Raw genomic sequence first — 26,010 nt, 5'->3', positions numbered from 1 at the left:
TGGTGGGATGCCCCCTAGTCGAGCAAAACAGTCAGGATTGTCAAGGCGGCCGGAACCGGCTTTTTCCCATGGTGTTGCGGCAGGGAAACGGATATCGGGAGGCGCCTGCAATCGGAGGGAGCCCATGGCCTATTCGGACTTCTCGCGCACCATCAAGATCGCGCCGTCGATCCTCTCGGCGGATTTCGCCAATTTCGGCGCGGAGATCCGCGCCATCGAGGCGCAGGGCGCCGACTGGGTCCATGTCGACGTGATGGACGGCCATTTCGTGCCGAACCTGACCTTCGGCCCGCCCGCCGTGAAGGCGTTCCGCCCGCATGTGGACACCGTCATGGACGTCCATCTGATGATCCAGCCGGTCGACCCCTATATCGACGCCTTCGCCGAGGCGGGCGCCGACATCCTGACCGCCCATGTCGAGGCCGGTCCGCATATCCACCGCACGCTCCAGGCGATCCGTGCCGCGGGCATGAAGGCGGGCGTGGCGCTGAACCCGGGCACCCCGGCCGAGGCGGTCGCGCATCTGCTGGACCTGGCCGACCTTGTCTGCGTGATGACCGTGAACCCGGGCTTCGGCGGGCAGAAATTCATCGACATGACCGGCAAGGTCCGCGCGCTCCGCGAAATGATCGGCGACCGCCCGGTGCATATCGAGATCGACGGCGGCGTGACGCCCGAGACCGCGCCGCTGGTCGCCGCGGCCGGGGCCGACGTGCTGGTTGCCGGCTCGGCGGTGTTCAAGGGCGGCTCGGTGGCCGAATCGACGGCAGGCCGCCTCAAGCTCCGCGCGCTGCCCTTCGCCGCCGATCCGCGCGGCCCCGCCCCTGCCGGAAAGCTGCGGCTAGAAACGGACGCGCGGATCATTGCCCGACCCGCAGGCCATTGGGGTTCCACGGCAATCTGCCTGCAGCACACCGCCGCCCAGCTGGAGGAGCACCGCTTCCGCGCCTGCAACCAGTGGCGGCTGCAGGAGCTCGCCGCGGCCGAAATCCCGGCGATGCGCTGAACCGGCGGCCCCGCGCCGGAAGCATCCCCGCCCCTTGGCACCGCCCCCCCTGCGGCATACATGGCCCTCCAACAGAGGAAAGAGGCCCCATGACCACGCTCACGCCCCGCGAAATCGTTTCGGAACTCGACCGGTTCATCATCGGCCAGAAAGAGGCCAAGCGGGCCGTGGCCGTCGCCCTGCGCAACCGCTGGCGCCGCAAGCAGCTCGATCCGGCGATGCGCGAAGAGGTCTATCCGAAGAACATCCTGATGATCGGCCCGACCGGCGTCGGCAAGACCGAGATCTCGCGCCGCCTGGCGAAGCTCGCCAAGGCGCCCTTCCTGAAGGTCGAGGCAACCAAATTCACCGAGGTCGGCTATGTCGGCCGCGATGTCGAGCAGATCGTCCGCGATCTGGTGGAAAGCTCCATCGCCATGACCCGCGAGCAGATGCGCGAGGACGTCAAGGCCCGCGCCCAGCAGGCAGCGGAAGACCGGGTGATCGAGGCGATCGCCGGCAAGGATGCCCGCGAAGGCACCCGCGAGCGGTTCCGCGAGAAGCTGCGCGCGGGCGAGCTCGACGGCCACGAGATCGAGCTGGAGATCTCCGACACCTCCTCGCCCTTCCCGATGATGGACATCCCCGGCCAGCCCGGCGGCGGCATGGGACCGATGGGCGGCATGAATCTGGGCGACATCTTCGGCAAGGCCTTCGGCGGCCGCAAGGTGACGCGCAAGATGACCGTGGCCGACAGCCATGAGGTGCTCTTGCGCGAGGAAGCGGACAAGCTGCTGGACGACGAGACCGTGAACCGCGCCGCCGTCCACGCGGTGGAGCAGAACGGCATCGTCTTCCTCGACGAGATCGACAAGGTCTGCGCCCGCCAGGAGGCGCGCGGCGCCGATGTCAGCCGCGAGGGCGTGCAGCGCGACCTGCTGCCGCTGATCGAAGGCACGGTGGTCAACACCAAATACGGCGCAGTGAAGACCGACCACATCCTGTTCATCGCCTCGGGCGCCTTCCACATCGCCAAGCCGTCGGATCTGCTGCCCGAGCTTCAGGGCCGCCTGCCGATCCGGGTCGAGCTGCGCGCGCTGACCGAGGGCGACTTCACCCGCATCCTGACCGAGACCGACAACGCGCTGACCCGGCAATATGCGGCGCTGATGGCGACCGAGGAAGTCGATGTCAGCTTCACCGAGGACGGCATCGCCGCGCTTGCGCGGATCGCGGCCGAGGTGAACCGCTCGGTCGAGAATATCGGCGCAAGGCGGCTGCACACCGTGCTGGAGCGGGTCTTCGAGGAACTGAGCTTCACCGCGCCCGACCAGCCCGGCACGACGGTCACCGTCGACGGCGCCTTCGTCGAGGAGCGCCTGGGCGAGCTGGCGGGCTCCGCCGATCTCAGCCGCTACGTGCTCTGACGCCGTCTCCGGGTGCCGTCTGCGCGGCGCCCGGTTCCCTTGCCGCATTTCCGCCGCGAAATGGTCCCCCGGGCGCCGCGGAGGCTCCATTGTCCCGCCATGCCCCGCCGCTAGACCCGCCTCATCGCAAGGACGCGATGCACTGGTCCCGGGGCCGAGCACCCATAGCCCCCACACCGCGGAGCCCCGGGACCCGAAACCTCTCGCCTTACATCGCCGCTGCCTTCCGAAGCGGCCGCCGCCGTGGCAGATCGCGCTCCTGGCAGGCGCACCCGGGTTTCTCCGGAGGCATCGCCTCGCGGAGCTGCATGGCCGTCCCTGCCGGCCCCGCAGACCGCCTTCCGTGCGGACCGGCGCGTTTTTCCGGATGAACATGCGCCGCCAGTCCGTCCGCCGGGCTGGCCGGGACCGCAGCCGCGGTGTCTTCTCCTTGGCTGGCCAGCTGCGGACCAGCATTGGCCGGCCATGCTCCCGCCCGGATTTCGCGCCCGGCATTGCCCGCCTAGATCAGCCCCTCGCGCAGAGACGCCCCGTCATTGGCCGCAGCGCAGTCGGAGATCCGGCGCCGGGTGCCCCCGTGCCATTTGCCTGGGCGGACGGAATGCCGGGGCGCGCAGTTCCGGTCAGGTTGGCGACCGGCCGTCTCCCTCCCGATGGCCACCGCCCCGGACCCTCCGCGGGCGGCTCCGCTGGCGGCTGCTTGCGGCGGCGGCGCGGCCGCGGCCTTGTCCGGAACGGGGGCATCGCCGGAGCGGTCCGGCGCCGGAGCGGCCTTGCCGAATTGCGGCAGGCCCGCACGGAAGGACTGCAACGCATGCGTAAGGTCCATGGCTTTCTCCCGGTGGCATGGCTCCGGTCTACCAGCATCGTGGTTACCGTAACCTTTCCGGCCGCGGCCGGGCTGCGGCAGAGCGCAGCCTTTTCCCCGGCCCCCGGGCGGCCTATCAGCACAGGGACTCCCCGAGAGCTCCTGTTTGCGTTAACAGGGCCATGACCCCAAGGGAGGCCAAAGGAGAGAGCGCATGAAATTCTTTGTCGATTCCGCCGATATCGACGCGATTGCCGAGCTGAACGAGCTTGGCATGGTCGACGGCGTGACCACCAACCCGTCGCTGATCATGAAATCGGGCCGCGACATTCTCGAAGTCACCAAGGAGATCTGCGCGCTGGTCGAAGGCCCGGTCTCTGCCGAAGTCGTGTCGACCGATGCCGATCAGATGATCGCCGAGGGCCGCAAGCTGGCCGAGATCGCGCCGAACATCACCGTCAAGGTGCCGCTGACCTGGGACGGGCTGAAGGCCTGCAAGGTGCTCTCGGGCGAAGGCAAGATGGTCAATGTCACGCTGTGCTTCTCGGTGAACCAGGCGCTGCTGGCCGCCAAGGCGGGCGCGACCTTCATCTCGCCCTTCATCGGCCGCCTCGACGACATCAACCTGGACGGCATGGAGCTGATCGCGGATATCCGCGAGGTCTACGACAATTACGGCTTCGAGACCCAGATCCTCGCCGCGTCGATCCGCTCGGCCAACCATGTCGCGGAAAGCGCGCGCATCGGCGCCGACGTGATCACCGCACCGCCCGCCGTGATCAAGGCGCTGGCCAGCCACCCGCTGACGGACAAGGGCCTGGCCGCCTTCCTCGCCGATATCGAGAAGACCGGGCAGAAGATCCTCTGACCGTCTTTCCGGCGGAATGACGGGAGGGCCGGGCCGCGGGGCACCGGCCCTTTTCTTTTGCGGCGGGCACGCGGCAGGCAGGCATCGCCGGACCGTCGGCGGCCTTGCCGTCAGAGGCGCCGTTCCGCCTCCGGCAGGCTTTGTGCGGCGGCGTGCTCCGGGAGCGGGGCGCACAGGCTGCAGCGCCGCCATCAGCGCGGCGAAGTCGAAATCGCCGTCGCCGGGCATCAGCCGGGCGCCGCGCGCGGTGGCGATCAGCGCCTCGGGGGCGGGATCGAACACGCCCGGCCCGTCGCAGAGCTGCGCATAGTTGATCCAGGCCGGATCGAGCGCGGCAATCGCGGCAAAGGGACTGTCCGAGCGCTGGACATGCAGCGCGTCGACCAGAACTCCCGCCGCCGGATGGTTCACCGCGCGGACCTGCGCCGCCGCGGCGCCGACATCGGGGATGTCCGTCCAGGGCATGAATTCCAGATCCGCGGTCATGCCATGGGCATGGGCGAGCTCGCAGAAGGCGCCGTAGCTCTGCGTCATCCGCGCCGGTTCGGGATCGTAGCCGGCCGTGAGGATGTTCTTCGCCCCCAGCGCCTGGCCGCGCTCCAGGAAGGCACGGGTCGCGGCCGGATCGAATTCCGGCGTGATCTTGACGATCTCGACATCGGCGATGGTGACGCCGGTCTCCTCCACCGCGCGGCGGGTCTCGGCCAGGAGCCGGTCATCGCCGAGCAGCGGATAGGGCCCGTCCGTGCCCGCGGGCAGGAGGCGGAGCCCGACATGGTCGAACCCGGCCTCCGCCGCGATCCGCACCGCCTCGGGCGGTGCGGCCTCCTGCACGGTCAGGAAGGCAAGCGAATAGCGGTAGCCCATCGCCGTCACTTCAGCGGCGAGAAGGGCAGCGGCACCGCCAGCGTCGAGGTCATGTCGCCGGTCAGCCAGTCCGGCCCGCCCTTCGGCGGCCAGATGCCGTCGGCGACGGTCTTGCCGCGGATCTCGGCGCGCTGGTTGGCGCTGTCATAGGGCCAGATCTGGGTGAAGCGGGTCGGGCCGTCGAGCGAGTACATCGCGATCGACAGGGGCGAATAGCCGGTGCGCACCGGCACTGCCTCGCGCCATTTCTCGATGGTCGGTCCCATGCCGTTCAGCTTCGGCTTGTAGGTGCGGATCTCGTAGACCTTGCCGTATTCGCCCGGCGTCACCGGCAGGGTGAACTCGAGCGGCAGGTAGGTGTCCGAGCGCCAGCTGCGCAGATGCTCCATGCAGCCGAACGGATTGTCCGACAGATGGGTGCGGCTGCGCTCGGCGATCAGGTCCTCGGCGCTTTCGAACTGGCGCAGCAGGACGACGTCGTTGAGCGTGCCGATATCCGGGGCCCAGGCGCCCAGCAGCGAGCCCTTCGCCTCCGGAGCAGCCAGCCACTCCTGCAGCGCGGGGGCGGCCTTGGCGGCGGCGAAAAGCTCGGTGCTGAGCGTGGTGATGTCAAACAGCGGCATGGATGTCTCCGTTCGTGGTGCCTGTATCTTGGGTGTCGGTCCCCATGCGCCCGGCGGCGGCATGGGCGGCGATGTAGCCGAAGGTCATCGCCGGGCCGAGCGTGATGCCGCCCGATGGGTAGTGCCCGGCGAAGATCGAGCTGAGGTCGTTGCCGACGGCGAAGAGCCCCGGAATGGGGGCGCCGTCGCGGCCGAGCACGCGGGCGTGGCGGTCGGCATCGAGCCCCGAGAAGGTGCCGAGGCTGCCCGGCACGATGCGCACGGCATGGAACGGGCCTTTGGCCAGCTTGCCGAGCGAGGGGTTCGGGCCGTGCTCGGGATCGCCCTGCACGCGGTTGTAGCGGGTCGCAGGCGGCAGGGCCGGGGTCCCCGCCCCTGCCCGCTCTGGTCAGCTCCGCCCGGCACCTGTCCGGGCGGCGTTCCTCTCGGGTCGCGCGCGCCTCAGCGGACGCCCTTGGCAACGCCGTCCAGCGTCGCATCGACATTCGAGCTGTCGACGATGCCCGGACCGGTCAGGATCTCGCGGGTCGGGATCGACAGGCCGAAATTGACATGCGCGTTCAGGATCGAAACAGCCATGTAGCCCTGCAGGTAGCCCTGCTGGTCGATCGCGAACATCTGCTTGCCGGACTTGATGTTGTTCAGGATGGTCTCGTCCATGTTCAGGCCGCCGACCATGACCTTGCCGGTCTTGCCCGACTGCATCACCCCGTTGATCGAGGCATTCGCGTCGACATTTCCGATGGTGTAGATGCCGCCGACATCGGGATTCTTCAGCAGGTAGGCCTTGACCGCCTGCGCCACCGCGGTGGCGTTGCCGAAGGAGGTCGCGGGCAGCGGCAGGGTCTCGCCCTCGCCCCCGGCTTCGGCGATGCCGTCATTCATGCCCGCGCAGTTGTCCTCGATGTTCGAGGCGCCGGGCAGCGTGTTGATGCAGACGAGCTTCATGATGCCGTGTTCGGCGAAGTACTTGCCGGCTGCCTTGCCGTTCTCGTAATCGTCCGAACCGATATAGTTCAGCGCGCCCAGCCGGTCCGCCGCCTCGAGCCCGCCGGCATTGTAGACGATCAGCGGAATGCCCGCCTCGACGACGGCCTCGAAGGCCGGGTCCATCGCCTCGGGCACCCAGTCCGGCCCGACGATCGCATCCGCGCCCTGGCTGATCGCCTGGCGGATCAGCTCGGCGGCATCGACGCCCAAGTTGTCGTAGTTCTGCGGTCCGAGCCAGGTGACGGAGCCGCCCTGCTCTGCCGCCAGCTTGCCGGCATCTTCGGCGCCGCGCTTGACGATCGACCAGAACGGATCGTCCGGCTTGCCGCCGACGACGAAGATATCGGCCGCCATGACGGAGCCCGCCGCGCAGGCCAGCACCGCGGCACAGGACATGGTTGCCGCAAAACGGCTGAATTTGGTCATTGGTCTTCCTCCCTGGTCCCGCCTCCCGTGCGGAACATCTTGGCTTGGACATTTACCTCAGGGTTGAAAGTTCCGGAACATCGAATAGGATCTTTTGGCATGATAGTATCAAAACATGTCACTCAAGATGATATGAGACGGGAAGCGGAGCTGCCATGACCCGACCGACCATTGCCGACCTCGCGGCAGCCTCCGGCGTATCGGTCTCGACCGTGAACCGGATCCTCTCGGGCAAGGGCTCGGTGAAGGCGGCGACGATCCAGCGCGTGCAGGGCGCCGCCGAGGAGATCGGCTTCTACGGGCTCGGCACGATCGAGGACCGGATGCGCAAGGAGACGCCGCATTTCCGGCTGGGCTTCCTGCTGCAGCAGTCGAACCGCGACCTCTACCAGCTGTTCGGCCGCAGGATCGTCGCCGCCTGCCGCGAGCGCCGCGACGAGATCGTCGATCCGCTGGTCGATTTCGTCGACCTGCTCAGCCCCGAGAACATCGCCGGCCGGCTCACCGCGCTCGGAGAGGAATGCGACGCCGTGGCGGTAATCGCCGCCGACCATCCGGTGATCGGCCAGGCGATCCGCAGCCTGCGCGAGAAGGGCAAGCCGGTGATCACCTACATCACCGACCAGTCCGCCCCCGAGAAGGCCGCCTTCGTCGGCACCGACAACTGGAAGCTCGGCCGCACCGCCGCCTTCCTGATTTCCGGCATGACCCATGGCCGCGGCCGGGTCGCGGTCTTCCTCGGCAACCACCGCTACCAGTGCCAGGACATCTCGGATGCGGCCTTCCGCTCCTACATGCGCGAGAACGCGCCCGACCTGATCATCGAGGACAGCCGCCCGACCAACGAGGAAGCCGCCCGGGCCTACGAGATGGTGACCGAGCTTCTCGCCCGGACAGACGACCTCGCAGGCATCCTGATCCTCGGCGGCGGCATTTCGGGCGTGCTGCGGGCGTTGCGCAAGGCCCCGGAGGATACGCGCCGCCGCATCCGCCTGATCTGCCGCGACATCGGCCCCGAGACCCGCAAGGGGCTGACCGAGGGCCTGATCACGGCGGCGCTGTGCCATCCGATCGACGCCACCTCGGAAACGCTGGTGGGCACCATGGTCGACGTCCTGCGCCAGGATGCGCCCGCCGCTCCGGTGATGCGCATCATGCCCTTCGAGATCGTCACCCCGGAAAATGTCTGACCAATGATCCCGGAGCAGGCCGTCCCGCGGCCGCCGGCTTGCAGGCGATACCGGCCGCCGGGCGGCGGAGGCCCGGCCCGGCGGCGCAGCAGGTCCCGCGCGCGCGGTTCCAGCGCCGCGACCCGGTCCGCAAGCCCGGGCGCGAAAGCCTCTGCCGGGCTGTCCCTCCTCGCCGCTTCCAGATAGCTCTGATCGGCCATGCTCAGCGCCCCGCCATCGCCGCGACCGGCGCGGGCGCAATGTCGCCCCCGGCCTCCTCCGCATCGCCGATCCCGGCCCATTTCATCGCCATCCGCAGCGCCTCGCCGCGGTCATAGCTGGCATAGAGCGCCGCTTCCTGCGCGAAGACCGGCGTCTCGGCGAAAAGCTGGTAGGCCTGGGTGCGTCCGGCATAGGCAGAGCCGGTCAGCTCGCGGGCCAGATGCATCGCCTGGATCCGCTCGCGCGCCGCATACCCCCCGCCCGCGAAGAACTTCTCGATATCGGCGCGGGTCTCGGCCCCCTCCAGCATCGCCTCGTCGGGCAGCATCACCGGCTGGCCGCCGACGATCTCGCGCAGCAGCTGGACCATGTGGTGATAGCTCTGCGAGCAGAAGATGCGTCCGGCATTCTGGATCGCCTGGTCGGGCATGGTGAAGCCGCCGGGCGACGGCTTGCAGGAGGCTTCCGAGCCGATGACGAAAGCCTCGATCGCCTGCTTGTGCATCATCAGCTGGGCGATCTTCGCGCGCACCGGCGGGATCTTGTCGGTGCCCGAATGCTGCGCCACGAGGAGTGCCGCGCCGACCAGCAGCTCGGCTTTCGAGAGGCAGCGCACCAGATAGCCCTGCGCCGCCCAGCGGGAGAATTCCGAACGCATCATCGCCGCCATTTTCGGCTGGCGGCAGAACAGCACGTCCTCCCAGGGCACGAAGACATGGTCGAATACCATCAGCGTGTCGAGTTCGTCGAACCGGGCAGAAAGCGGGTGGTCATAGCTGCCCGCCGCCGCCGCGCCGCCCGCCGTCAGTGGCATCCGGCAATGCATCCGCACGCCTTCGGCGTTCAGCGGCACGATGGCAGCGACCGCGTAATCGGCATTGGCGTCGATCCAGTTGCCGACCGTCGGCTTGACCAGCGCGACATGGGCATAGGGCGCGCCGGTCTCGAATTTCGCGCCCGAGATGACGATGCCGTCGGGCCGCTCCTCGACCACGCGCAGGTACATGTCGGGATCGGGCTGCTCGAAGGGCTGCAGCGAGCGGTCGCCCTTGGGATCGGTATTGCCCGAGGTCATGAACAGGTTCTCGCGCTGCAGCCGGTCGAGCCAGCGCGCCGCATTGGCAGCATAGCGCGGATCGAAGCTGTCGCAGATGTCCTTGCGGTCGACCATCACGAAGAGCGGCGTCACCGTTTCGTCGCCGAAGCGGTCCATGGTCGGCGAAACATGGCCGAGGATCGCCGAGGTCATCTTGCGGCGCAGGACCAGTTCCTCCGGCGTCTCCGGGATCTTGTAGAAGCGCGAGCCGCGGATGCCGTCAAGCCGCTCGAAGGTCAGCAGCTCCGCGAAGTCCGGGTCCGCCTGCATGTCGTAGATCTGCGCCACGGCTTCGGTCATCGGCGCCAGGGCGGGGTGGTAGGCCACCTTGTCCACCTTGCGGCCGCTGACCCAGACCTGCCGCCCGTCATCCAGGCTTTCGATATATTGCGCGCGCGTCATCAGCCCCATGACATTCCCTCGGACAGTTAGCGGAAAGCGGCCAGCATTGACCTCTCCCCAAGATTGCTGCATGCTGTATACAGAAGGCAAGCCCTTTTGCCGGGGCAGCCGGTTTTCCCGCCACCGAGGAGCTGTCCCATGTGCGATGCCGCGCAAATTCGCCCAGATGTTGACCAGACGCTGTTCCGCGAGGCGATGTCCCGCATCGCGGCGGCTGTCCATGTCATCACTTCCGACGGACCGGCGGGACCGGTCGGCTTCACCGCCTCGGCGGTCTGCTCGGTCTCCGACGCGCCGCCGACTCTCCTGGTGTGCATGAACCGCTCCAGCCGCCAGAACGCCGCCCTGCACGCCAACGGCGTGCTTTGCGTCAACACGCTCTGCCCCGGGTCGCAGCATCTGGGCGAGCTGTTCTCGGGACAGGCCGGCATCGCTCATGGCGCGCGTTTCGGCCATGCCGCCCACCGCCCCGGCATCACCGGGGCGCCCCTGCTGGACGAGGCCGCGATGAACCTCGAAGGCCGGATCACGGCAGTGCAGGCATCCGGCAGCCATGACGTCTTCTTCGTCGGGGTCGACGCGATCCACGGGCCGCGCGACCGCGGCGCGCTGCTCTATTTCTCGCGCCGCTATCACGGCCTGCCCGCCGCCTGAACGGAAACGGGGCGCCCCTGAGGACGCCCCGCCGATATCACTGGTCGTAGCCCGGATTGTGCCGGCCGAGGAGCCGCAGCATCGCGGGCCAGCCGCGCAGGCCGGTCTTGTCGGGATCGAAGGCCGAGGCATACTGCCCGGCGGTGTGCTTCTGCACCTCGACCGGCGGCGTCACGATCTTGCCGCCCGAGGCCATCACGTCCATCTGCACCTTGGCCGCCTGCTCCAGATAGTAGAACAGGTAGAACGCCCCCGGCACCGTCCGCCCGGCGGTCAGCATGCCGTGGTTGCGCAGCACCAGCGTGTGCGAGCTGCCCAGATCGGCCACCAGCCGCTCCTGCTCCGCGAGGTCGAGCGCGATGCCCTCGTAGTCGTGGTAGCGGACCAGTTCCGAGAACTCGAGCGCGAACTGGTTGATCGGCAGCAGTCCCTCCGCAAGGCAGCTCAGCGCCACTCCCGCGCGGGTATGGGTGTGGATCACGCAGTCGACATCGGGCCGCGCGGCATGGATCGCCGAATGGATCACGAAACCCGCGGCATTGACCGCCGTCACCCCGTCGACCGGCAGCCCGGTGTGATCGACCTTGACCAGGGACGAGGCGGTGACCTCCTCGAACATCATGCCGAACGGGTTGATCAGGTACTCGTCCGGACTGCCCGGCACCCGCACCGTCGCATGGCCATAGACCGTGTCGGCCATGCCGAAATGCGCCAGCAGCCGGTAGCAGGCGGCCAGATCGACCCGCGCCTTCCATTCGGTGTCGCAGCTGTATTCGGGCGGCGGCGGGTCCTTCAGCAGCGTGTCCGCGCCCGGGTTCATGTCTTCCATCCGTGGTCTCCTTGCCGGAATGCGGCCGGGTCTCAGCCCGGATCGCGCAGGTTTTCTCGAAGCGTGCGTCCGGCATACTCGCGCCGGAACAATCCGCGTTTCTGAAGTTCGGGCACGAGGAGCCGCGCAACATCCTCGAAGGTGCCGGGATAGACCGTCGGCGGCAGAACGAAGCCGTCGCAGGCCCCTGAGACGAGCCAGTCCTCCATCGCGTCGGCGATCCCGGCCGCGGTGCCGGTGAACAGGTCGCGCGGGCGGCGCACCGTCTCGGCAAAGCTGCGGCCGCTGGCGGCGGCGGTCTGGGACATGCGGTCGAGCGTGCCCTGCACCCCTTGGCTGCCTACCAGCTCGGGCGCGGCGGCCTCCTCGCGCAGCTTTCGGTCCAGATCGATCCCCATCAGCGAGGAATTCGAGGCCAGCACCAGCTCCGGATCGACGAGGCTGTCGAGATACTCCGCCCGGTCGCGCGCGATCGCCTCGGTCTCGCCCAGCACCAGCGACTCCCCATGCACCTCCAGAGGAGGCCCGGAATCACGATATCCCAAGGGAAATCAATGGGTCCTGACCCTAGACCAGCCGGCCGCCGAGCGAGTTCGGACCGGCCTCGGTGATCTCCACCTCGGCGATCTGGCCGATCAGGCTGTCGGGGGCGACGACATGGACGGCCTGCAGGTATTCGGATTTGCCGACCAGCTGGCCCTCGAGGCGGCCCGCCTTCTCGAACAGCACCGAGGCGCGGCGGCCGACCATCGCCTGCTGGTGCTCGAACTGCTGGCGGTTCAGCAGCTCCTGCAGCCGGGTCAGGCGTTCGCTCGCCACCTCGGGCGCGACCATCTTGGCATCCTTCTCGGCGGCCGGCGTCCCGGGACGCGGGCTGTACTTGAAGGAATAGGCCTGGCCGTAGCGGACGGTCTCCACAAGCCGCATCGTGTCCTCGAAATCCTCGTCGGTCTCGCCGGGGAAGCCGACGATGAAATCGCCCGAGAGCTGCAGGTCGGGACGTGCCGCGCGGATCCGGGCGATCAGGTCGACATATTGCTGCGCGGTGTGCTTGCGGTTCATCGCCTTGAGGATGCGGTCGGAGCCCGACTGCACCGGCAGGTGCAGATAGGGCATCAGCTTGGCGCAGTCGCCATGGGCGGCGATCAGGTCGTCCTCCATGTCGTTCGGATGCGAGGTGGTGAAGCGGATGCGGTCGAGCCCGTCGATTTCCGCGAGCTTGCGGATCAGCCGCGCCAGCCCCCAGGCACCGCCCTCGGCCTCGCCGTGATAGGCGTTGACGTTCTGGCCGAGCAGCGTGATCTCGCGCACGCCGCGCTCCACCAGGTCCTGCGCCTCTTCCAGCACCCGCGCGACCGGACGGCTGACTTCGGCGCCGCGCGTATACGGCACCACGCAGAAGGCGCAGAACTTGTCGCAACCCTCCTGCACGGTGAGGAAGGCGGTCGGCGCGCGCCGCGCCTTCGGGCGCTTGGCGAGATGCTCGAATTTCAGCTCTTCGGGGAAATCGGTGTCGAGCGCCTTCCTGCCCTTCTGCGCCTCGGCTTCGAGTTCCGGCAGGCGGTGGTAGCTCTGCGGGCCGACCACGAGATCGACCATCGGCTGGCGCGCCATGATCTCGGCGCCCTCGGCCTGCGCCACGCAGCCCGCCACGCCGATCTTCAGGTCCGGCTTCGCCTTCTTCAGCGGTTTGAACCGGCCGAGCTCGGAATAGACCTTCTCGGCAGCCTTCTCGCGGATATGGCAGGTGTTGAGCAGGATCATGTCCGCATCGTCGGGCGTGTCCGTGGTCACATAGCCCTTGCCGCCCATGGCTTCGGCCATGCGCTCGCTGTCATAGACGTTCATCTGACAGCCATAGGTCTTGATGTAGAGCTTCTTCGGCTCGGCCATGACGGCACCTCGGACAACGGACAGGATGGATTGCCGGTCCCTACACGGAAAGCCGGAGCACCGCAACGCCGGAGGATGCCAAGGCTTTGTTAACCACGGTTCCGCAAGTCTGGGCCGGACTGCCGGAGCCGCCATGCATTGTCCGAGCCTGCCCCGCCTGATCCGCGCCTGCCGCCCGGCGATCCGCCGCGGGCCGGTGGCGGTCGTGCTGGTGCAGGACGGCATCGCGGTCGCCGAAACCGCGGCCTGGAGGAGCTGACGCGCGCCCAGATCGTCGATGAACGACGCCTGTTCGTTGACCTTCTCTTCTTCAACACCCAGCTGCTCTACGACGATCGCTTTGACGCGCTCGATGATGTCGCTCATCTTCGGTTCCTCATTTTTCTCTCAGGGCGGNGTGCCCGAATACCGACTTNCTGCGGGCCCACTGACCCTTTNTTCGGGACCGGACGCAAGAGCAGCGCCGCAGGCCCNGGACTCTCCGGAGGCCCCCTTCTGGAGGAGGCTCCCCGAAAAAATCTTGGGCGCCTATAGCACAGCAGCCGGNGCANAGGCAAACGCTTTCGCCCGCCCCTGCAACTGCCCCGGCGCAAAGGCTCAGAGCATCGCCATGCCGCCATTCACATGCAGCGTCGCGCCAGTGACATAGCCCGCTTCGGGGCTCGCCAGATAGAGCACCGCGGCGGCGATTTCCTCGGGGCTTCCCATGCGGCCGGCCGGGATCTGGCCCATGATCGAGGCCTTCTGGTCGTCATTGAGCTTGTCGGTCATCGCGGTCTGGATGAAGCCCGGCGCAACCGCGTTCACGGTGATTCCGCGGCTCGCGACCTCGTAGGCCAGCGATTTGCCCATGCCGATCACGCCGGCCTTGGCGGCGGCGTAGTTGCCCTGCCCCGGATTGCCGGTGGCGCCGACGATCGACGAGATGTTGATGATCCGGCCCCAGCGCGCCTTCATCATGCCGCGCAGCACGCCCTTGCAGAGCCGCATGGTCGAGGTCAGGTTGACCTCGAGCACNGCTCGCCCATTCATCCTCCGACATACGCATGAAGAGGTTGTCGCGGGTGATGCCGGCATTGTTGACCAGGATGTCGACGGAGCCCATCGCCTCGGCAGCCTGCTTCGGCAGCTGGGTGACGGCCTCGGCNATCCGACAGGTTGCACGGCAGCACATGCGCGCGCTCGCCCAGTTCGGCGGCCAGCGCCTCCAGCGGCTCCACCCGCGTGCCCGAAAGCGCGACCGTTGCGCCCGCGCCATGCAGCGCGCGCGCGATTTCGGCACCGATGCCTCCCGATGCGCCGGTGACCAGCGCCGTCTTTCCGCTCAGATCGAACATGCCCGTTCCTCTTCTGCCCCGTTGTCACGTTGCCGAGTGCCCTACCCCAGCCGTGGAAGCCGGCGCAATCCCCGCACCCGCCGGACCCGCAAAATACCGCAGCTGTGCGGGGTCCCGCCCTGCAGCCGGGGCGGCGGCCGGACCGATCGCGGGCTTTTGTTTCCATTTTGGAATCACTTATTGTCGAAATTTTCGACGCGCAGGAGATTTTGCATCGCAACCACCCTGAGTTGACGCGGCACGCCGGACAGCTGCGATGTGAACTTCCTGAGGTTGAAACATCACATTTTAAATACCCCTTAAGTAGCTAAGTGACTCTTTTTACGTTGTTTTATCCGATCTGACCCTCGAAATGGGTTCACATGAATCAGATTTTTCGTAAGTGTATTTCTTGAATGAGATCGGCAAGCTGACCTTTTTACCCGAGAACTGTTTCGAGAAATGCGGAACAGTATTGGTTCCTTTTGGCTCGATTTCGGAAACAATTTGCAGGTGACCCATGAACATCAGATCAGTTTCCATGGCATTTGGCTTCGGCGCGGCAGCGCTTGCAGCGCCGGCAACCTCCCAGGCAGCCGTCCTCGAAGGAGGGCAGTTCGAGACGGGCGTCGAAGTCAGCCTGCTCAACAACGGCGCGCTGAACACTCTGCTGCTCGGCCTCGGCTACGCGATCAATGATCTTGCCGTGTCCCCGGTCACCACAAATACCGGCGTGGTGACCTTCGGAGAGGACAGCTTTCCGGATTCCGGCCTGATCAGCCTATCACTGGACCTTGCCAGTGGCTGCATCACGGCTTTGATCTGCCTCGGCGGCGGCGAAACCGTCAACCTCGGCACCGTCGGGGTGGACTGGATCGACGGCAACACCTTCGACCTGGTATTCGACGCCCAGCTGGATCCGCTCCAATCGCTGCTCGGAATCGATCTCGGCCCCCTGCTCAGCCTCAACCTGTCCGGCACTTTCGACTGGACGATCTCGAGCATCGACCTGGAACCGGGCGAAGGCATCACCGGCATCAGCTATGCGGACGGCCAGCTGCTGCCCGATCCCTATGCGGGCAACATCGAGTTCCGCAGGATGCCGGACCTTTCCTCCAGGATCATCATGGAGTCCAACCAGCTGGTCGGCGTGTCGCTTGGCCTCCTGTCGGATGTCACGCGGCTGCGCTACGAAATCGAGACCGGACCGGTGACCTCGGTACCACTGCCGGCCAGCGCCTGGATGCTGCTCTCGGGGGCTGGCCTGCTGGGCGCCGCACGCCTGCGCGGCCGCCGCAAGGCAGCCTGATCCCCGTCCCGCAAAGCGCGAATTGATGAAAATTTACACACAATTCAGGCTAGTCACATTCGATTAGCCTGATTCCACTTGCCTGGACTCTCGGATTCATTCATCACACTTAGTGAATGGATGATGAACCTGTCGCGCATGCGCGGCAGGCCCAAAGAGATTTCGGCAGGTGGACACATGAAAACTGTTTCAACATTGACCGCAACCGCCCTGGGAATGGCGATGCTGGCCATTCCGGCGACCCTGAACGCCGCGGTGACCAACGGATCGAACTTCACCACCGGCGCATATTTCGAGGGCATTGACGACCTGATCGTGCAGAATCTCCCGAGTCCTTTCCTGGGCAGCCTGCCCGCTCTGGCCGTCGGCGAGGATACCGGAGGCGTCGTGCACTTCCCGGATTCCGGCGCCGGGGAAGTCGATGGCACCGCAGGGTCCATCACGACCTCGCTGATGCTGACGAATACCGGCGGCGCAAATTTCGGCACCCATGAATTCGATATCGGCACTGTCTCGGTGAACTGGAAGAACGGCAACGAGTTCGAGGTCACCTTCAACCTGATCAGCGAGATCAATCTCAGCGCCGCAGATGCTTTCCCCAATCTCGGCAGCAATGTCATGGTCGACCTGACCCAAGGCATTCCCTATGCTGACAGCTCCGTGAATGTCGAAGGTTTCGCCTTCGATCATGCCGACGAGGAGATCCTCAGCGTGATCCAGGTCGGCGGCCCGATGGTGACCTCCACGATCTTTTACAACAGCACCACTCCTTTCATCTCCCCGGTCTTCACGTCGCTGGCCGGCATCGACATGACGAACACCACGCTGACCTACCGGATCGAAACCAACTATTCGGCCGTGCCGCTGCCCGCCAGCGCCTGGATGCTGCTCTCGGGCGCAAGCCTGCTGGGCGCCATGCGCCTGCGCGCCCGCCGCAAGGCCGCCTGACGCCGGTCCGGAGCCGTCGCCGAACGGCTCCGCCCCCCCGGCGCGCAGACCGCCCGGTTTTCAGGCAGATTCAACGGAATCTGGGTCATCCAGAATACATCAAAAAGATTCTTTAATGTATTTGTTGCACCAAATTCCGCTTTGCCACATTAGGATATCGAGGTGTCTGCAGGCGTGAGTTGCGGCACCCGCCAGCCTGGCACTTCGGCGGACCTTCCAGAGGGTGTAACATGATCAACAGCTCCAAGTTCATCGCAGTCGGCTCCGGCCTCGCATTTTGCGCATTGGCAGCTTCGGCAAGCGCAGCCGTGGTCGATGGCGACCCCTTCTCGGCAAGCGGCCAGATCTCGGGCTTCAGCAGCTTCGTGACCTCCCTTCCCTCGAACCGGACCGCCCGTTTCGCAAGCAATACGGTTCCGGCCTCCGGCAGCGGGACGGTCGCCTATCCGGATGCTCCCGGCGATCCGCGCGACCTCGTCATGTCGCTGTCCGCCACCATCAACATCTACAATAACGGCGGCCATTTCGAAGGCTCGCATCCGGTGAGCCTCGGCAGCGTCGCCGTCAACTGGATCTCCTCGCTGGAATTCCAGCTGGTCTTCGATCTGGAGAACGTGACCGCGGCGGCGCTCGGCGGCGGGACCATCGACCTCGGCAACGGACTGACCGGCGGCAGCGCCCTGTTCACGGTGGCGGGCATTCCGCTGGAACAGCCGGACGAGGTGATCGAGAGCATCGTCCGGATCGGCGGCCCGATCCTGCCCGGCTCGGTTGCCAGCGTCACCGGCGGCCAAAGCGTGCAGCTGTCCTACGGCAACATCAGCACGCTGGACCTGACCGACACCACCCTGACCTACCGGATCAGCACCAACTATTCCGCCGTGCCGCTGCCCGCCAGCGCCTGGATGCTGCTCTCGGGCGCGGGCCTGCTCGGGGCCGCCCGGATCCGCGCCAAGCGCAAGGCCGCCTGATCCGCCTGCAAACCCAGTTTCCGCGGCCTGCTGCCCAAACTGCGTACAATTTGCGAATAATCCGCCAACTTTGCATGTGTTTGGTGCGAATTTTCTTGCCCGATCGATGGGACTAATTCAAATAGGACAATAAGAGTTATCGCATCACGCCCGGCACTTTGCGGAGTTTCAACGGGTGCCAGAAATTTTCGAAGGTATGAACATGATGACAGGTTCGAAATTCGTCGCTGTCGGCTTCGGCCTTGCCGTGGCTGCGATCCCCGCTCTCGGGAATGCCGCCGTGGTCGATGGCTCCGAACTCAAGGGACGTTTCCTCTTGGGCGGGCTCTCGGACGTGCTGGCGGATGCAGCGCCTTCCGGCTTCACCGCGACTTCATCCAGCTCATACTTCAACTTTTCCGGCGAAACCGTCGACATCGATCCCGGAGTGGTTGATTTCACCAACAGCTTCGCACCGCTCTTGACCGCGTCGAATCCCGGCAACAGCTGGGGTCCGTTTGCCTATGACATCGGCACGATCGCGGTGAACTGGATTTCGGACCTGGAGTTCCAGCTGATCTTCGACCTGGACGAAACGGTCAATCTGGGCGACGTTCCCGGCTTCCCGGCGGCATTCGGCGGATCGGAAGTCGACCTGACCTCGGCACCGGCCGGACTGAACAGCGAAATCTCCATCAACAACATCGAGTTCGAGCATGCCGACGAGGAGATCACCAGCGTGATCCAGATCGGCGGCCCGCGGCTTCCCTCGACAATCTACTTCTTCAATGAGAGCAATTGCCCTTTGGCGATTGCAACGACCTGCCCGACCGTGTTCGTCGATTACTCCTCGCTGACGGGGATCGACCTGTCGAACACCACGCTGACCTACCGTCTGACCACGAACTATTCCGCGGTGCCGCTGCCCGCCAGCGCTTGGATGCTGCTTTCCGGCGCGGGCATGCTGGGTGCCGCGCGCTTCCGCGCACGCCGCAAGGCCGCCTGATCAGCCCCAACAGCCGGCTCCAGAATTCCGCGGGCCCCCTTTCGGGGCCCGCTTGCATTTCCGGCTCAGGCCAGGGCCAGAACCGCCTTGACGTCCTCGGGGGTGCCGACAGCTTTGCAGGCGATCGAGCGCTCGATCCGGCGGATCATGCCCGACAGCGCCTTGCCCGCGCCGATTTCCCAGATCTCGTCGACGCCCTGCCCGGCCATCCACGCGACGCTTTCACGCCAGCGCACCGAGCCGGTCACCTGGCGGACCAGCTCCGCGCGGATCGTCCCGGGGTCGGTGACGGCTGCGGCGAGAGTGTTCTGCACCACCGGGACTGCCGGCGCCTTGATCTCCACCTCGGCAAGCCGCGCCGCCATTTCCTCGGCCGCGGGCTGCATCAGCGCGCAATGGAACGGCGCCGAAACCGGCAGCATCACCGCGCGCTTGGCACCCTTGGTCTTGGCGATCTCGACGGCGCGCTCGACCGCCGCCTTGTGGCCGGAGACCACGACCTGGCCCGGATCGTTGTCATTCGCCGCCTGGCGACTCGCTGGACACGGTGGAACTGGTGATGCGGTTCGAAGAAGAGTTCGGGATCGAGATTCCGGACGACGCCGCAGAGAAAATCCAGACCTTCGGCGATGCGGTCTCCTTCATCGAGAAGGCCCAGGCCTGATCCGATCGATCAGACGCTGACGTCGCGAATGGCACCCTCGGGGTGCCATTTTGCGTTTCAGGGGCAGCGCGCCCGGGCAAGGTGCGCCCCCTGATCCGCCCGCACGACATGGCGCCGCGTCCGTTTCAGCCGCCTCGCATCGCTGGGCGGGGGATGGCGTCCGGCTTTCCTGCGTGCGGAACCGGAGTTGCGGCCCGCCCGCGACGGCAATCGCGGGCGGCGGGCCGGTCTTGGGGCCGCTCGGGCACCGAAGACTACTACCGCGGCGACATCGCGGCGACCCATGGCGCCTTCCTCGAAGCGGCGGGCAGCCCGCTCAGGACCGCCGACCTCGCCGCCTGCCGCCCCGAGCGCGTCGTGCCCCTGACCGTGCAGACCTCGCAGGGGCGGCTGTGGAACATGACGCCGCCGACCCAGGGCGTCGCCTCGCTGATGATCCTTTCGCTGTTCGACCGGCTCGGCGTGACCGAGGCCGAGGGCTTCGCGCATCTCCACGGGCTGATCGAGGCCACCAAGCAGGCCTTCATCAAGCGCAATGCCGATCTCGGCGACGGGGCGCCGGCGCAGGACTGGCTGGCCCCCTCGAAGCTCGACGCGATGGCCGCGAAGATCGACCCGGCCCGCGCGCTGGCCTGGCCCTACGAGCCGAAACAGGGCGACACGATCTGGATGGGCGCGGCGGATGCCGAAGGCACCGTCGTCAGCTTCATCCAGAGCGTCTTCTGGGAATTCGGCTCGGGCCTGACCTGCCCGGAAACCGGCGTGGTGTTCCAGAACCGCGGCGCGGCCTTCTCCCTCTCGGGCGGGCCGAACGGGCTGGCGCCGGGCAAGCGGCCGTTCCACACGCTGAACCCGGCGATGGCCGAGCTGAAGGACGGGCGCATCCTGTCCTACGGCACGATGGGCGGCGAGGGCCAGCCGCAGACCCAGGCGGCCGTGTTCTCGCGCTACGCGATGTTCGGCCAGGGGCTGCAGGCCGCCGTCACGGCGCCGCGCTGGCTGTTGGGCAAGACCTGGGGCGACGACACCACGACGCTGAAGCTCGAGGACCGGTTCGATCCCGCGCTGGTCGACGCGCTGAAGGCGGCGGGCCACCAGGTCGAGATGATCCCGGGCTTCTCCGATCTCGCGGGCCATGCCGGCGCGGTGGTGCTGCACCCGGACGGGCTGCGCGAGTCCGCCTCGGACCCGCGTGCCGACGGCCAAGGACGGTCGCATCCTCGCGGTCGGCAGTGCTGCCGACATCGCGGCGCATCGCGGCGCGGAAACGCGGATGGTCGATCTGGGCGGCCGCGCGCTGCTGCCCGGCTTCGTCGACAGCCACGGCCATGTCATGCTCGGCGGCCTGCAGGCGCTGTCGGCCAACCTGCTGGCGCCGCCCGACGGCGATGTCACAGATATCGCCGGGCTGGTCGCCGAGCTGTCGGACTGGGCGGCGGAGAATGCCGAGGCGGTCGCCAGGATCGACCTGATCGTCGGCTTCGGCTATGACCAGTCGCAGCTGGCCGAGCAGCGCCATCCGACCCGCGAAGACCTCGACCGGGTCTCGGCCGAGGTCCCGGTGCTGATCATCCACCAGTCGGGCCATCTGGCCGCGATGAACAGCCTGGCGCTGGAACGCGCGGGCCTCACGGCTGACACGCCCGACCCGGCCGGGGGCGTGATCCGCCGCGGTCCCGATGGCAACCCGACCGGCGTCCTGGAGGAGAACGCCTTCTTCCACGGCGCAGGCGGGCTCTTCGCCAATCTCGGCCCCGAGGCGATGCTGGCCTTCGCCGAGGCCGGATCGAAGCTCTGGGCCAGCTTCGGCTACACCACCGCCCAGGAGGGCCGCGCCACGCCGGACCTGCTGGCCGCCGCGCAGGCGGCAGGGGCGCAGGGGCTTTTCCCGATCGATGTCGCAGTCTATCCCGACGTGCTGATCGACCGGCAGGCGATCCTCGACACCGTGTCGGACAGCTATGAGGGCCATGTCCGCGTGGCCGGAGCCAAGCTGACCATCGACGGCTCGCCGCAGGGCTTCACCGCCTTGCGCGACCGGCCCTATTACGACCCGGTCGGCGACTACCCGCCGGGCTACAAGGGCTATGCCGCAGCGGAAATGGAGCAGGTTGCCGATGCGGTGGACTGGGCCTTCGCCAACGGCATCCAGATCCTGACCCATGCCAATGGCGAGGGCGCCTCGGACATGCTGCTCGCCGCCGTGAAAGCCGCGGAAGAGACGCATGGCATGGCCGACCGCCGGCCCGTGCTGATCCACGGCCAGTTCCTGCGCGAGGACCAGGTGGACGCGCTGCACGACCTCCGGATCTTCCCCTCGCTCTTCCCGATGCACACCTTCTACTGGGGCGACTGGCACCGCGACCACACCGTCGGCCCGGCCAATGGCGACAACATCTCGCCGACCGGCTGGGTGCGGCAGCGCGGCATGATCTTCGGCACCCATCACGACGCGCCGGTGGCGCTGCCTGACAGCATGCGGGTGCTGAGCGCCACGGTGACGCGCCGCACCCGCTCCGGCGACATCCTCGGGCCGGACCAGCGGGTCGACGTGCCGACCGCGCTCAAGGCGATGACGATCTGGCCCGCCTGGCAGCATTTCGAGGACGGCGCCAAGGGCTCGATCGCGCCGGGCAAGCTGGCCGACATGGTGGTGCTTTCGGCCGATCCCGCAGCCGTCGCGCCGGAACAGCTCGCCTCGCTGCGGGTTCTGGCCACGATCAAGGAAGGCGCGGTGATCTACGAGGCCGAGGATATCGACGGCGATGCCGCGACGGCGGGGACGGGCTTCGGCGGCGCCTTCCCGCCGGGCGCGCCGCTCGCGCCGGGCTACGAGCTCCCCGAAGCCGATGGCGATGCGGGTGGCGGGAAGCTCTTCGGCCATGCGGAAGCGGGCGCGCAGGTAGAGCCCGGCGCGCAGCGCCAGATGGCCGGGCAGGATCGCCGCCTGCCAGCCGTCGCCGCGGAAGCGGGTCAGCCGGGGCGGTGCCCCGGTCCAGCCGGAAATCTCAGCGAACGCCTCGCCGAGCAGCGCGAAAGCGGCATCCACGGCTTCGGGACCGGCCTTGACCGAGCCGACCAGATCGCCGGAAATGACTGCGCCGCCCGTCATGGCGGTGTCACATGAAGCCCAGTTCCAGGCGTGCTTCGTCGGACATCATCTCCATCCCCCAGGGCGGGTTCCAGGTCAGGTCGACATTGACGCTCTTCACGCCGGGCAGCGGCTCGACGGCATCGGCGACCCAGCCGGGCATGTCGCCCGCGACCGGACAGCCCGGCGCGGTCAGCGTCATGATGATGTTGACGTCGTTCTCGTCATTGATCTCGACCGTGTAGACCAGGCCCAGATCGTAGATGTTCACCGGGATCTCGGGATCGTAGACGCTGCGGCAGGCTTCGACCACCGCCTCGTGCAGCGGGTGGTCGGTGGAAGACGGCTTGATCAGCGGCGCCCCTTCGAGCTGCGGATCGGAGGTGTCGGTGGCGGACATGCATATTCCTCGTGTTTCAGTCGGGAATATAAGCGTCCCGGGCCGCGAGGTCCAGACATGCGCGTCCCGTGCGGCGCGGGAAGCACGCAGGAGTTGCAGCGGAAGAGCCCGGCGGGGAATATTCCGGCAGGGCCGGAACGGTTCCGAGCGTGCGGGCGGGGACTGGCCGGGGGCCGTTTGCCTGCGCCATGCTGCGCTTCCCGGGCGTCCCGCGCTGGCGGCGCCGCCGGTTCCGTTGCCGGCCGTCTCGGACACCGCCCCCCTCCGCGGCATGAACTCGCCGGCTCAAGCCGGGTTCCCTCCGCCGCCGCCTCCGCGGCGGAGCGGCCTCGGCAGGATCCGCGGCAGGACCCGGATGCGGAAGCACGAGGCAGCCGCACCGTGCTGTCCACGACCGGAGCGCACTGCTCCGACGGAAAAGGCCCGGCCGCATCGCGCGGCCGGGCCTCCATCCTCTCCGCAAGTGCCGGAGATCAGCTGGCCTTGGCCATGCTGCGCAGCCCGGTCTTGCCGTGGTGGCGGTCGGCAACCTTGTAGCCGAGCGCATCCTCGGCGATCAGGATCTTCTGCACGTTCGCGGTGCCCTCGCCGGTGAACATCAGGTCGGCATAGGCCTTGTACTTGGAGATCCGGTATTCCCGCGACAGGCCGTAGCCGCCGAAGATCTGCTGCGCCGTGTCGGTGCAGAACTTGGCGGTCTGCGAGGCGTGGAACTTGGCGATCGAGGCGATGCGGTTGGTCGGCAGGTCGCGGTCCATCAGCTGCGCCGCCTGGTAGACCAGCGCGCGGCTGGCTTCGATGGCCACCGCCATTTCGGCGATCTGGCCCTGGATCAGCTGGTACTTGCCGATCGGGCTGCCCTTGATGATCCGCTCGTTCGCATATTGCACCGCATCCTCGAAGGCGCCGATGGCGATGCCGAGCGCCTTGGCGCCGATGATCGCGCGGCCGCCCTGCAGCGCGCGCATGATGATCTTGAAGCCGTCGCCTTCCTTGCCCAGCAGGTTTTCCGCCGGAACCGTGAAATCGTCGAGATAGACAGCCGAAACGCGGAACGCCTTCGACAGGCCGACATCGATCGGCTGGGCGGTGAAGCCCGGATATTTCTTCGGCTCGACGATGAAGGCCGAGACGCCGCGCGCGCCGGCCTCGGGGTCGGTCTTGGCGAGCAGGATGCCGACATCGCATTCATCGCCCAGCGTCGCCCACATCTTCGAGCCGTTGAGCTTGTAGACGTCGCCCTCGCGCCGCGCGACGGTCTTCATCGCGCCCGCCGCGTCCGAGCCGCCGCCCGCTTCGGTCAGGGCCATCATGCCGACGGTATTGCCGGCCAGGAGGTCAGGCACGTATTTGCGGATCTGCTCTTCGTTGCCGCCCAGATAGATGCAGGCCGGGCAGTTGCCGCCATTCTGGTTGAACCCGCCATAGCGGATGTCCATCCGGGCCATTTCCTCGATGATCACCGCCGCCGCGAGATAGCCCATCTCGGAGCCGCCGACATGTTCGGGGAAGGTCGCGCCGTAATAGCCGGCGGCGCCCGCCTTCTTGATCAGCTCGCGCGGCAGCTCGGCGCGCTCCTCGAAGCCGTCCATCACCGGCACGACCTCGGTCTGCATGAAGCGGCGCACCGAGTCCCGGATTGCGGGAATTTCTACGGGAAGCATGTCGTCCATGATGCTCTCGTCCTTTCTGCAATTGGCGGGCTCCTGCCCCGGCCGGAACTGCCGGCGCGGCCCGATTGAGCCCCTCACTGCAAACCGCGTGCCAGCCGGCCGGGCGCTCCTCCGCGGGCGCCGCCGAGGCCCATTCTGGACCGGACCGCCGCCGCTGGCACGCGAATTGCGCTGCCTTGACAGGAATTTCGGACGCAGTCTGCAAGGCGGAGAGAGCATATGAGCCTGAGAAACCGAGCCGTCATCATCGGGGTCGGCGAAAGCGACATCGGCAAGCTGCCGCATATGAGCGGGCTCGGCCTGAACGCGCAGGCGGCGCGGCGCGCCATCGCCGATGCCGGGATCAGCCACAAGGAGATCGACGGCCTGTTGACCGCTTACTCCTTCACGGAACCCTATTTCATGCTGGGATCGGTGCTGGCCGAATATCTCGGCATCGCTCCCCGCTTCGGCGCCTCGCTGGTGGTGGGCGGCGCCTCGCCGGCGGCGATGCTGCACCATGCGGCGATGGCGGTGGAGACCGGACAGGCCAATGTCGTGCTGGTCTGCGCGGGCGAGAACCGCGCCAGCGGGCTGAGCCGCGACGCTGCCGTCTCGGCGCTCTCGGCGGTGGGACATCCCTATTTCGAGGCGCCCTACGGCGTCGGCATCCCCTCGCTCTACGCGATGGTCGCCAATGCCTACATGCACAAATACGGGACCACCCGCGAACAGATGGCCTCGGTCGCGGTGAACACCCGCAACCACGCGCTGAACCACCCCAATGCCCACATGAAGAAGGCGATCACCGTCGATGACGTGCTGTCCTCGAAGCCGATCTCCGATCCGCTGAACATGCTCGACTGCTGCCTGATCTCGGATGCCGGCGGCGCCTTCATCGTCACCACGCCGGAACGCGCGGCCGACATGCAGGGCAAGCCGGTCTGGCTCGCCGGGATCAGCGAGGCGCATCCCTACGAGCACCTGACCTCGGCCCCGAGCCTCACGGATTTCGGCGCCGAACAGAGCGCGAAACAGGCTTATTCCATGGCCGGGCTCGGGCCCGACGACATGGACCTGGCGATGCTCTACGACTGCTTCACCATCGTGCCGATCATCGAGCTGGAGGAGCTGGGCCTTGCCCCGCGCGGCGAGGGCGGCGCCTTCTTCGCCGAGGGCCATGCAGCCGTGGGCGGCAAGCTGCCGGTGAACACCCATGGCGGCATGCTGAGCCACGCCCATGCCGGCGCGGTCGGCGGGCTGATGGACATCGTCGAGGCGGTCCGGCAGCTCCGCGGCGAGGCCCATGGCCGCCAGGTAGAGGGGGCCGAAGCGGCCGTCGTCCACAATGAAGGGGGCATCCTGTCGTCGCACTGCACCATGGTGCTGACCTCGGAAGCCCGCTGAAGCCAGAA

General features: G+C 67.2%; 20 protein-coding genes and 6 pseudogenes. 14 read left to right on the top strand and 12 right to left on the bottom strand.

What is annotated here, in order from left to right; translation table 11 throughout:
- Window positions 1-124 precede the first annotated feature (124 nt).
- From rpe to fsa, 3 genes and pseudogenes are all read left to right on the top strand, one after another.
- Window positions 125-808 (top strand): annotated as a pseudogene (gene rpe / locus C7T91_RS18295) (ribulose-phosphate 3-epimerase); the annotation flags it as partial.
- Window positions 809-1,095: 287 nt separating this feature from the next.
- Window positions 1,096-2,412 carry an ATP-dependent protease ATPase subunit HslU gene (gene hslU, locus C7T91_RS18290; protein WP_108260492.1) on the top strand — a complete coding sequence of 439 codons (1,317 nt, stop codon included), beginning with the start codon at window positions 1,096-1,098 and terminating at the stop codon, window positions 2,410-2,412.
- Window positions 2,413-3,434: 1,022 nt separating this feature from the next.
- Window positions 3,435-4,088, top strand: a complete 654-nt coding sequence (fsa, locus tag C7T91_RS18285) for a fructose-6-phosphate aldolase (protein WP_108260491.1) — start codon at window positions 3,435-3,437, stop codon at window positions 4,086-4,088.
- Between the two features lie 237 nt (window positions 4,089-4,325).
- Here the strand turns inward: fsa and C7T91_RS39660 are convergent.
- The 4 genes and pseudogenes from C7T91_RS39660 to C7T91_RS18265 form a co-directional block, all read right to left on the bottom strand.
- Window positions 4,326-4,955, bottom strand: a pseudogene (locus tag C7T91_RS39660) (sugar phosphate isomerase/epimerase family protein); the annotation flags it as partial.
- A gap of 5 nt (window positions 4,956-4,960) precedes the next feature.
- On the bottom strand, window positions 4,961-5,578 hold the full coding sequence (locus C7T91_RS18275) for an NIPSNAP family protein (protein ID WP_108260490.1): 618 nt from the start codon (window positions 5,576-5,578) through the stop codon (window positions 4,961-4,963).
- The gene (locus tag C7T91_RS18270) at window positions 5,565-5,909 is read right to left on the bottom strand and encodes an FAD-binding protein (RefSeq protein ID WP_236638316.1); all 345 of its coding nucleotides are present in this window, start codon (window positions 5,907-5,909) and stop codon (window positions 5,565-5,567) included. Before C7T91_RS18270 ends, C7T91_RS18275 begins: the two co-directional genes overlap by 14 nt.
- 110 nt (window positions 5,910-6,019) lie before the next feature.
- Entirely contained in the window at window positions 6,020-6,994 is a 975-nt protein-coding gene (locus C7T91_RS18265) for a sugar ABC transporter substrate-binding protein (RefSeq protein ID WP_108260488.1), read from the bottom strand.
- Window positions 6,995-7,149: 155 nt separating this feature from the next.
- Between C7T91_RS18265 and C7T91_RS18260 the strand changes: the two genes are divergently transcribed.
- Entirely contained in the window at window positions 7,150-8,184 is a 1,035-nt protein-coding gene (locus tag C7T91_RS18260) for a substrate-binding domain-containing protein (RefSeq protein ID WP_108260487.1), read from the top strand.
- A gap of 202 nt (window positions 8,185-8,386) precedes the next feature.
- On the opposite strand, the gene C7T91_RS18255 is transcribed toward C7T91_RS18260, so the two are convergent.
- On the bottom strand, window positions 8,387-9,892 hold the full coding sequence (locus tag C7T91_RS18255; protein WP_161555989.1) for a 4-hydroxyphenylacetate 3-hydroxylase family protein: 1,506 nt from the start codon (window positions 9,890-9,892) through the stop codon (window positions 8,387-8,389).
- A 129-nt stretch (window positions 9,893-10,021) separates the two neighbouring features.
- Here C7T91_RS18255 and C7T91_RS18250 point away from each other — a divergent pair, with 129 nt between their 5' ends.
- Window positions 10,022-10,537: a flavin reductase gene (locus C7T91_RS18250; RefSeq protein WP_108260803.1), complete on the top strand. Its 516-nt coding sequence runs from the start codon at window positions 10,022-10,024 to the stop codon at window positions 10,535-10,537.
- Window positions 10,538-10,574: 37 nt separating this feature from the next.
- On the opposite strand, the gene C7T91_RS18245 is transcribed toward C7T91_RS18250, so the two are convergent.
- The 3 genes from C7T91_RS18245 to miaB form a co-directional block, all read right to left on the bottom strand.
- Window positions 10,575-11,366 (bottom strand): class II aldolase/adducin family protein, encoded by a 792-nt coding sequence (locus C7T91_RS18245; RefSeq protein WP_236638315.1) that lies wholly within the window; start codon window positions 11,364-11,366, stop codon window positions 10,575-10,577.
- Window positions 11,367-11,398: 32 nt separating this feature from the next.
- Window positions 11,399-11,860 (bottom strand): LLM class oxidoreductase, encoded by a 462-nt coding sequence (locus tag C7T91_RS18240; RefSeq protein ID WP_145962936.1) that lies wholly within the window; start codon window positions 11,858-11,860, stop codon window positions 11,399-11,401.
- 73 nt (window positions 11,861-11,933) lie between these two features.
- Entirely contained in the window at window positions 11,934-13,259 is a 1,326-nt protein-coding gene (gene miaB, locus C7T91_RS18235; RefSeq protein ID WP_108260484.1) for a tRNA (N6-isopentenyl adenosine(37)-C2)-methylthiotransferase MiaB, read from the bottom strand.
- Between the two features lie 133 nt (window positions 13,260-13,392).
- Here miaB and C7T91_RS37960 point away from each other — a divergent pair, with 133 nt between their 5' ends.
- Window positions 13,393-13,518 carry a hypothetical protein gene (locus C7T91_RS37960; protein WP_269102126.1) on the top strand — a complete coding sequence of 42 codons (126 nt, stop codon included), beginning with the start codon at window positions 13,393-13,395 and terminating at the stop codon, window positions 13,516-13,518.
- Between the two features lie 338 nt (window positions 13,519-13,856).
- Here C7T91_RS37960 and fabG read toward each other — a convergent pair.
- Window positions 13,857-14,596 (bottom strand): annotated as a pseudogene (fabG, locus tag C7T91_RS18230) (3-oxoacyl-ACP reductase FabG).
- A gap of 520 nt (window positions 14,597-15,116) precedes the next feature.
- Here fabG and C7T91_RS18225 point away from each other — a divergent pair.
- From C7T91_RS18225 to C7T91_RS18210, 4 genes are all read left to right on the top strand, one after another.
- Window positions 15,117-15,884 (top strand): VPLPA-CTERM sorting domain-containing protein, encoded by a 768-nt coding sequence (locus C7T91_RS18225; protein WP_108260483.1) that lies wholly within the window; start codon window positions 15,117-15,119, stop codon window positions 15,882-15,884.
- Between the two features lie 177 nt (window positions 15,885-16,061).
- Complete coding sequence (locus C7T91_RS18220) at window positions 16,062-16,832, top strand: VPLPA-CTERM sorting domain-containing protein (RefSeq protein ID WP_145962935.1); 771 nt, start codon at window positions 16,062-16,064, stop codon at window positions 16,830-16,832.
- Window positions 16,833-17,062: 230 nt separating this feature from the next.
- Window positions 17,063-17,803 (top strand): VPLPA-CTERM sorting domain-containing protein, encoded by a 741-nt coding sequence (locus C7T91_RS18215; RefSeq protein WP_108260481.1) that lies wholly within the window; start codon window positions 17,063-17,065, stop codon window positions 17,801-17,803.
- Window positions 17,804-18,008: 205 nt separating this feature from the next.
- Window positions 18,009-18,788, top strand: a complete 780-nt coding sequence (locus C7T91_RS18210; protein WP_161555987.1) for a VPLPA-CTERM sorting domain-containing protein — start codon at window positions 18,009-18,011, stop codon at window positions 18,786-18,788.
- A gap of 65 nt (window positions 18,789-18,853) precedes the next feature.
- On the opposite strand, the pseudogene C7T91_RS18205 reads toward C7T91_RS18210, so the two are convergent.
- A pseudogene (locus C7T91_RS18205) lies at window positions 18,854-19,318 on the bottom strand (ACP S-malonyltransferase); the annotation flags it as partial.
- A gap of 2 nt (window positions 19,319-19,320) precedes the next feature.
- Between C7T91_RS18205 and C7T91_RS18200 the strand changes: the two are divergent.
- The 3 genes and pseudogenes from C7T91_RS18200 to C7T91_RS18190 all read left to right on the top strand — a co-directional run.
- Window positions 19,321-19,452: pseudogene (locus C7T91_RS18200) on the top strand (acyl carrier protein); the annotation flags it as partial.
- Window positions 19,453-19,560: 108 nt separating this feature from the next.
- Window positions 19,561-20,595 (top strand): annotated as a pseudogene (locus C7T91_RS18195) (gamma-glutamyltransferase); the annotation flags it as partial.
- A 130-nt stretch (window positions 20,596-20,725) separates the two neighbouring features.
- Complete coding sequence (locus C7T91_RS18190) at window positions 20,726-22,579, top strand: amidohydrolase (RefSeq protein WP_236638314.1); 1,854 nt, start codon at window positions 20,726-20,728, stop codon at window positions 22,577-22,579.
- Here the strand turns inward: C7T91_RS18190 and C7T91_RS18185 are convergent.
- Together C7T91_RS18185 and C7T91_RS18180 are read right to left on the bottom strand one after the other, a co-directional pair.
- Window positions 22,572-22,943 (bottom strand): SUF system Fe-S cluster assembly protein, encoded by a 372-nt coding sequence (locus C7T91_RS18185; RefSeq protein ID WP_108260478.1) that lies wholly within the window; start codon window positions 22,941-22,943, stop codon window positions 22,572-22,574. The two genes, C7T91_RS18190 and C7T91_RS18185, sit on opposite strands and share 8 nt — an antisense overlap.
- A gap of 473 nt (window positions 22,944-23,416) precedes the next feature.
- The gene (locus tag C7T91_RS18180) at window positions 23,417-24,616 is read right to left on the bottom strand and encodes an acyl-CoA dehydrogenase family protein (protein ID WP_161555985.1); all 1,200 of its coding nucleotides are present in this window, start codon (window positions 24,614-24,616) and stop codon (window positions 23,417-23,419) included.
- A gap of 219 nt (window positions 24,617-24,835) precedes the next feature.
- Between C7T91_RS18180 and C7T91_RS18175 the strand changes: the two genes are divergently transcribed.
- Window positions 24,836-26,002, top strand: a complete 1,167-nt coding sequence (locus tag C7T91_RS18175; RefSeq protein WP_108260476.1) for a thiolase family protein — start codon at window positions 24,836-24,838, stop codon at window positions 26,000-26,002.
- The last annotated feature ends 8 nt before the right edge of the window (window positions 26,003-26,010 follow it).

This window comes from Mangrovicoccus ximenensis (assembly GCF_003056725.1).
GTDB lineage: Bacteria > Pseudomonadota > Alphaproteobacteria > Rhodobacterales > Rhodobacteraceae > Mangrovicoccus > Mangrovicoccus ximenensis.
The sequence above is the reverse complement of the archived record's forward strand: the minus strand, read 5'-3'. Positions and strand labels throughout refer to the sequence as shown.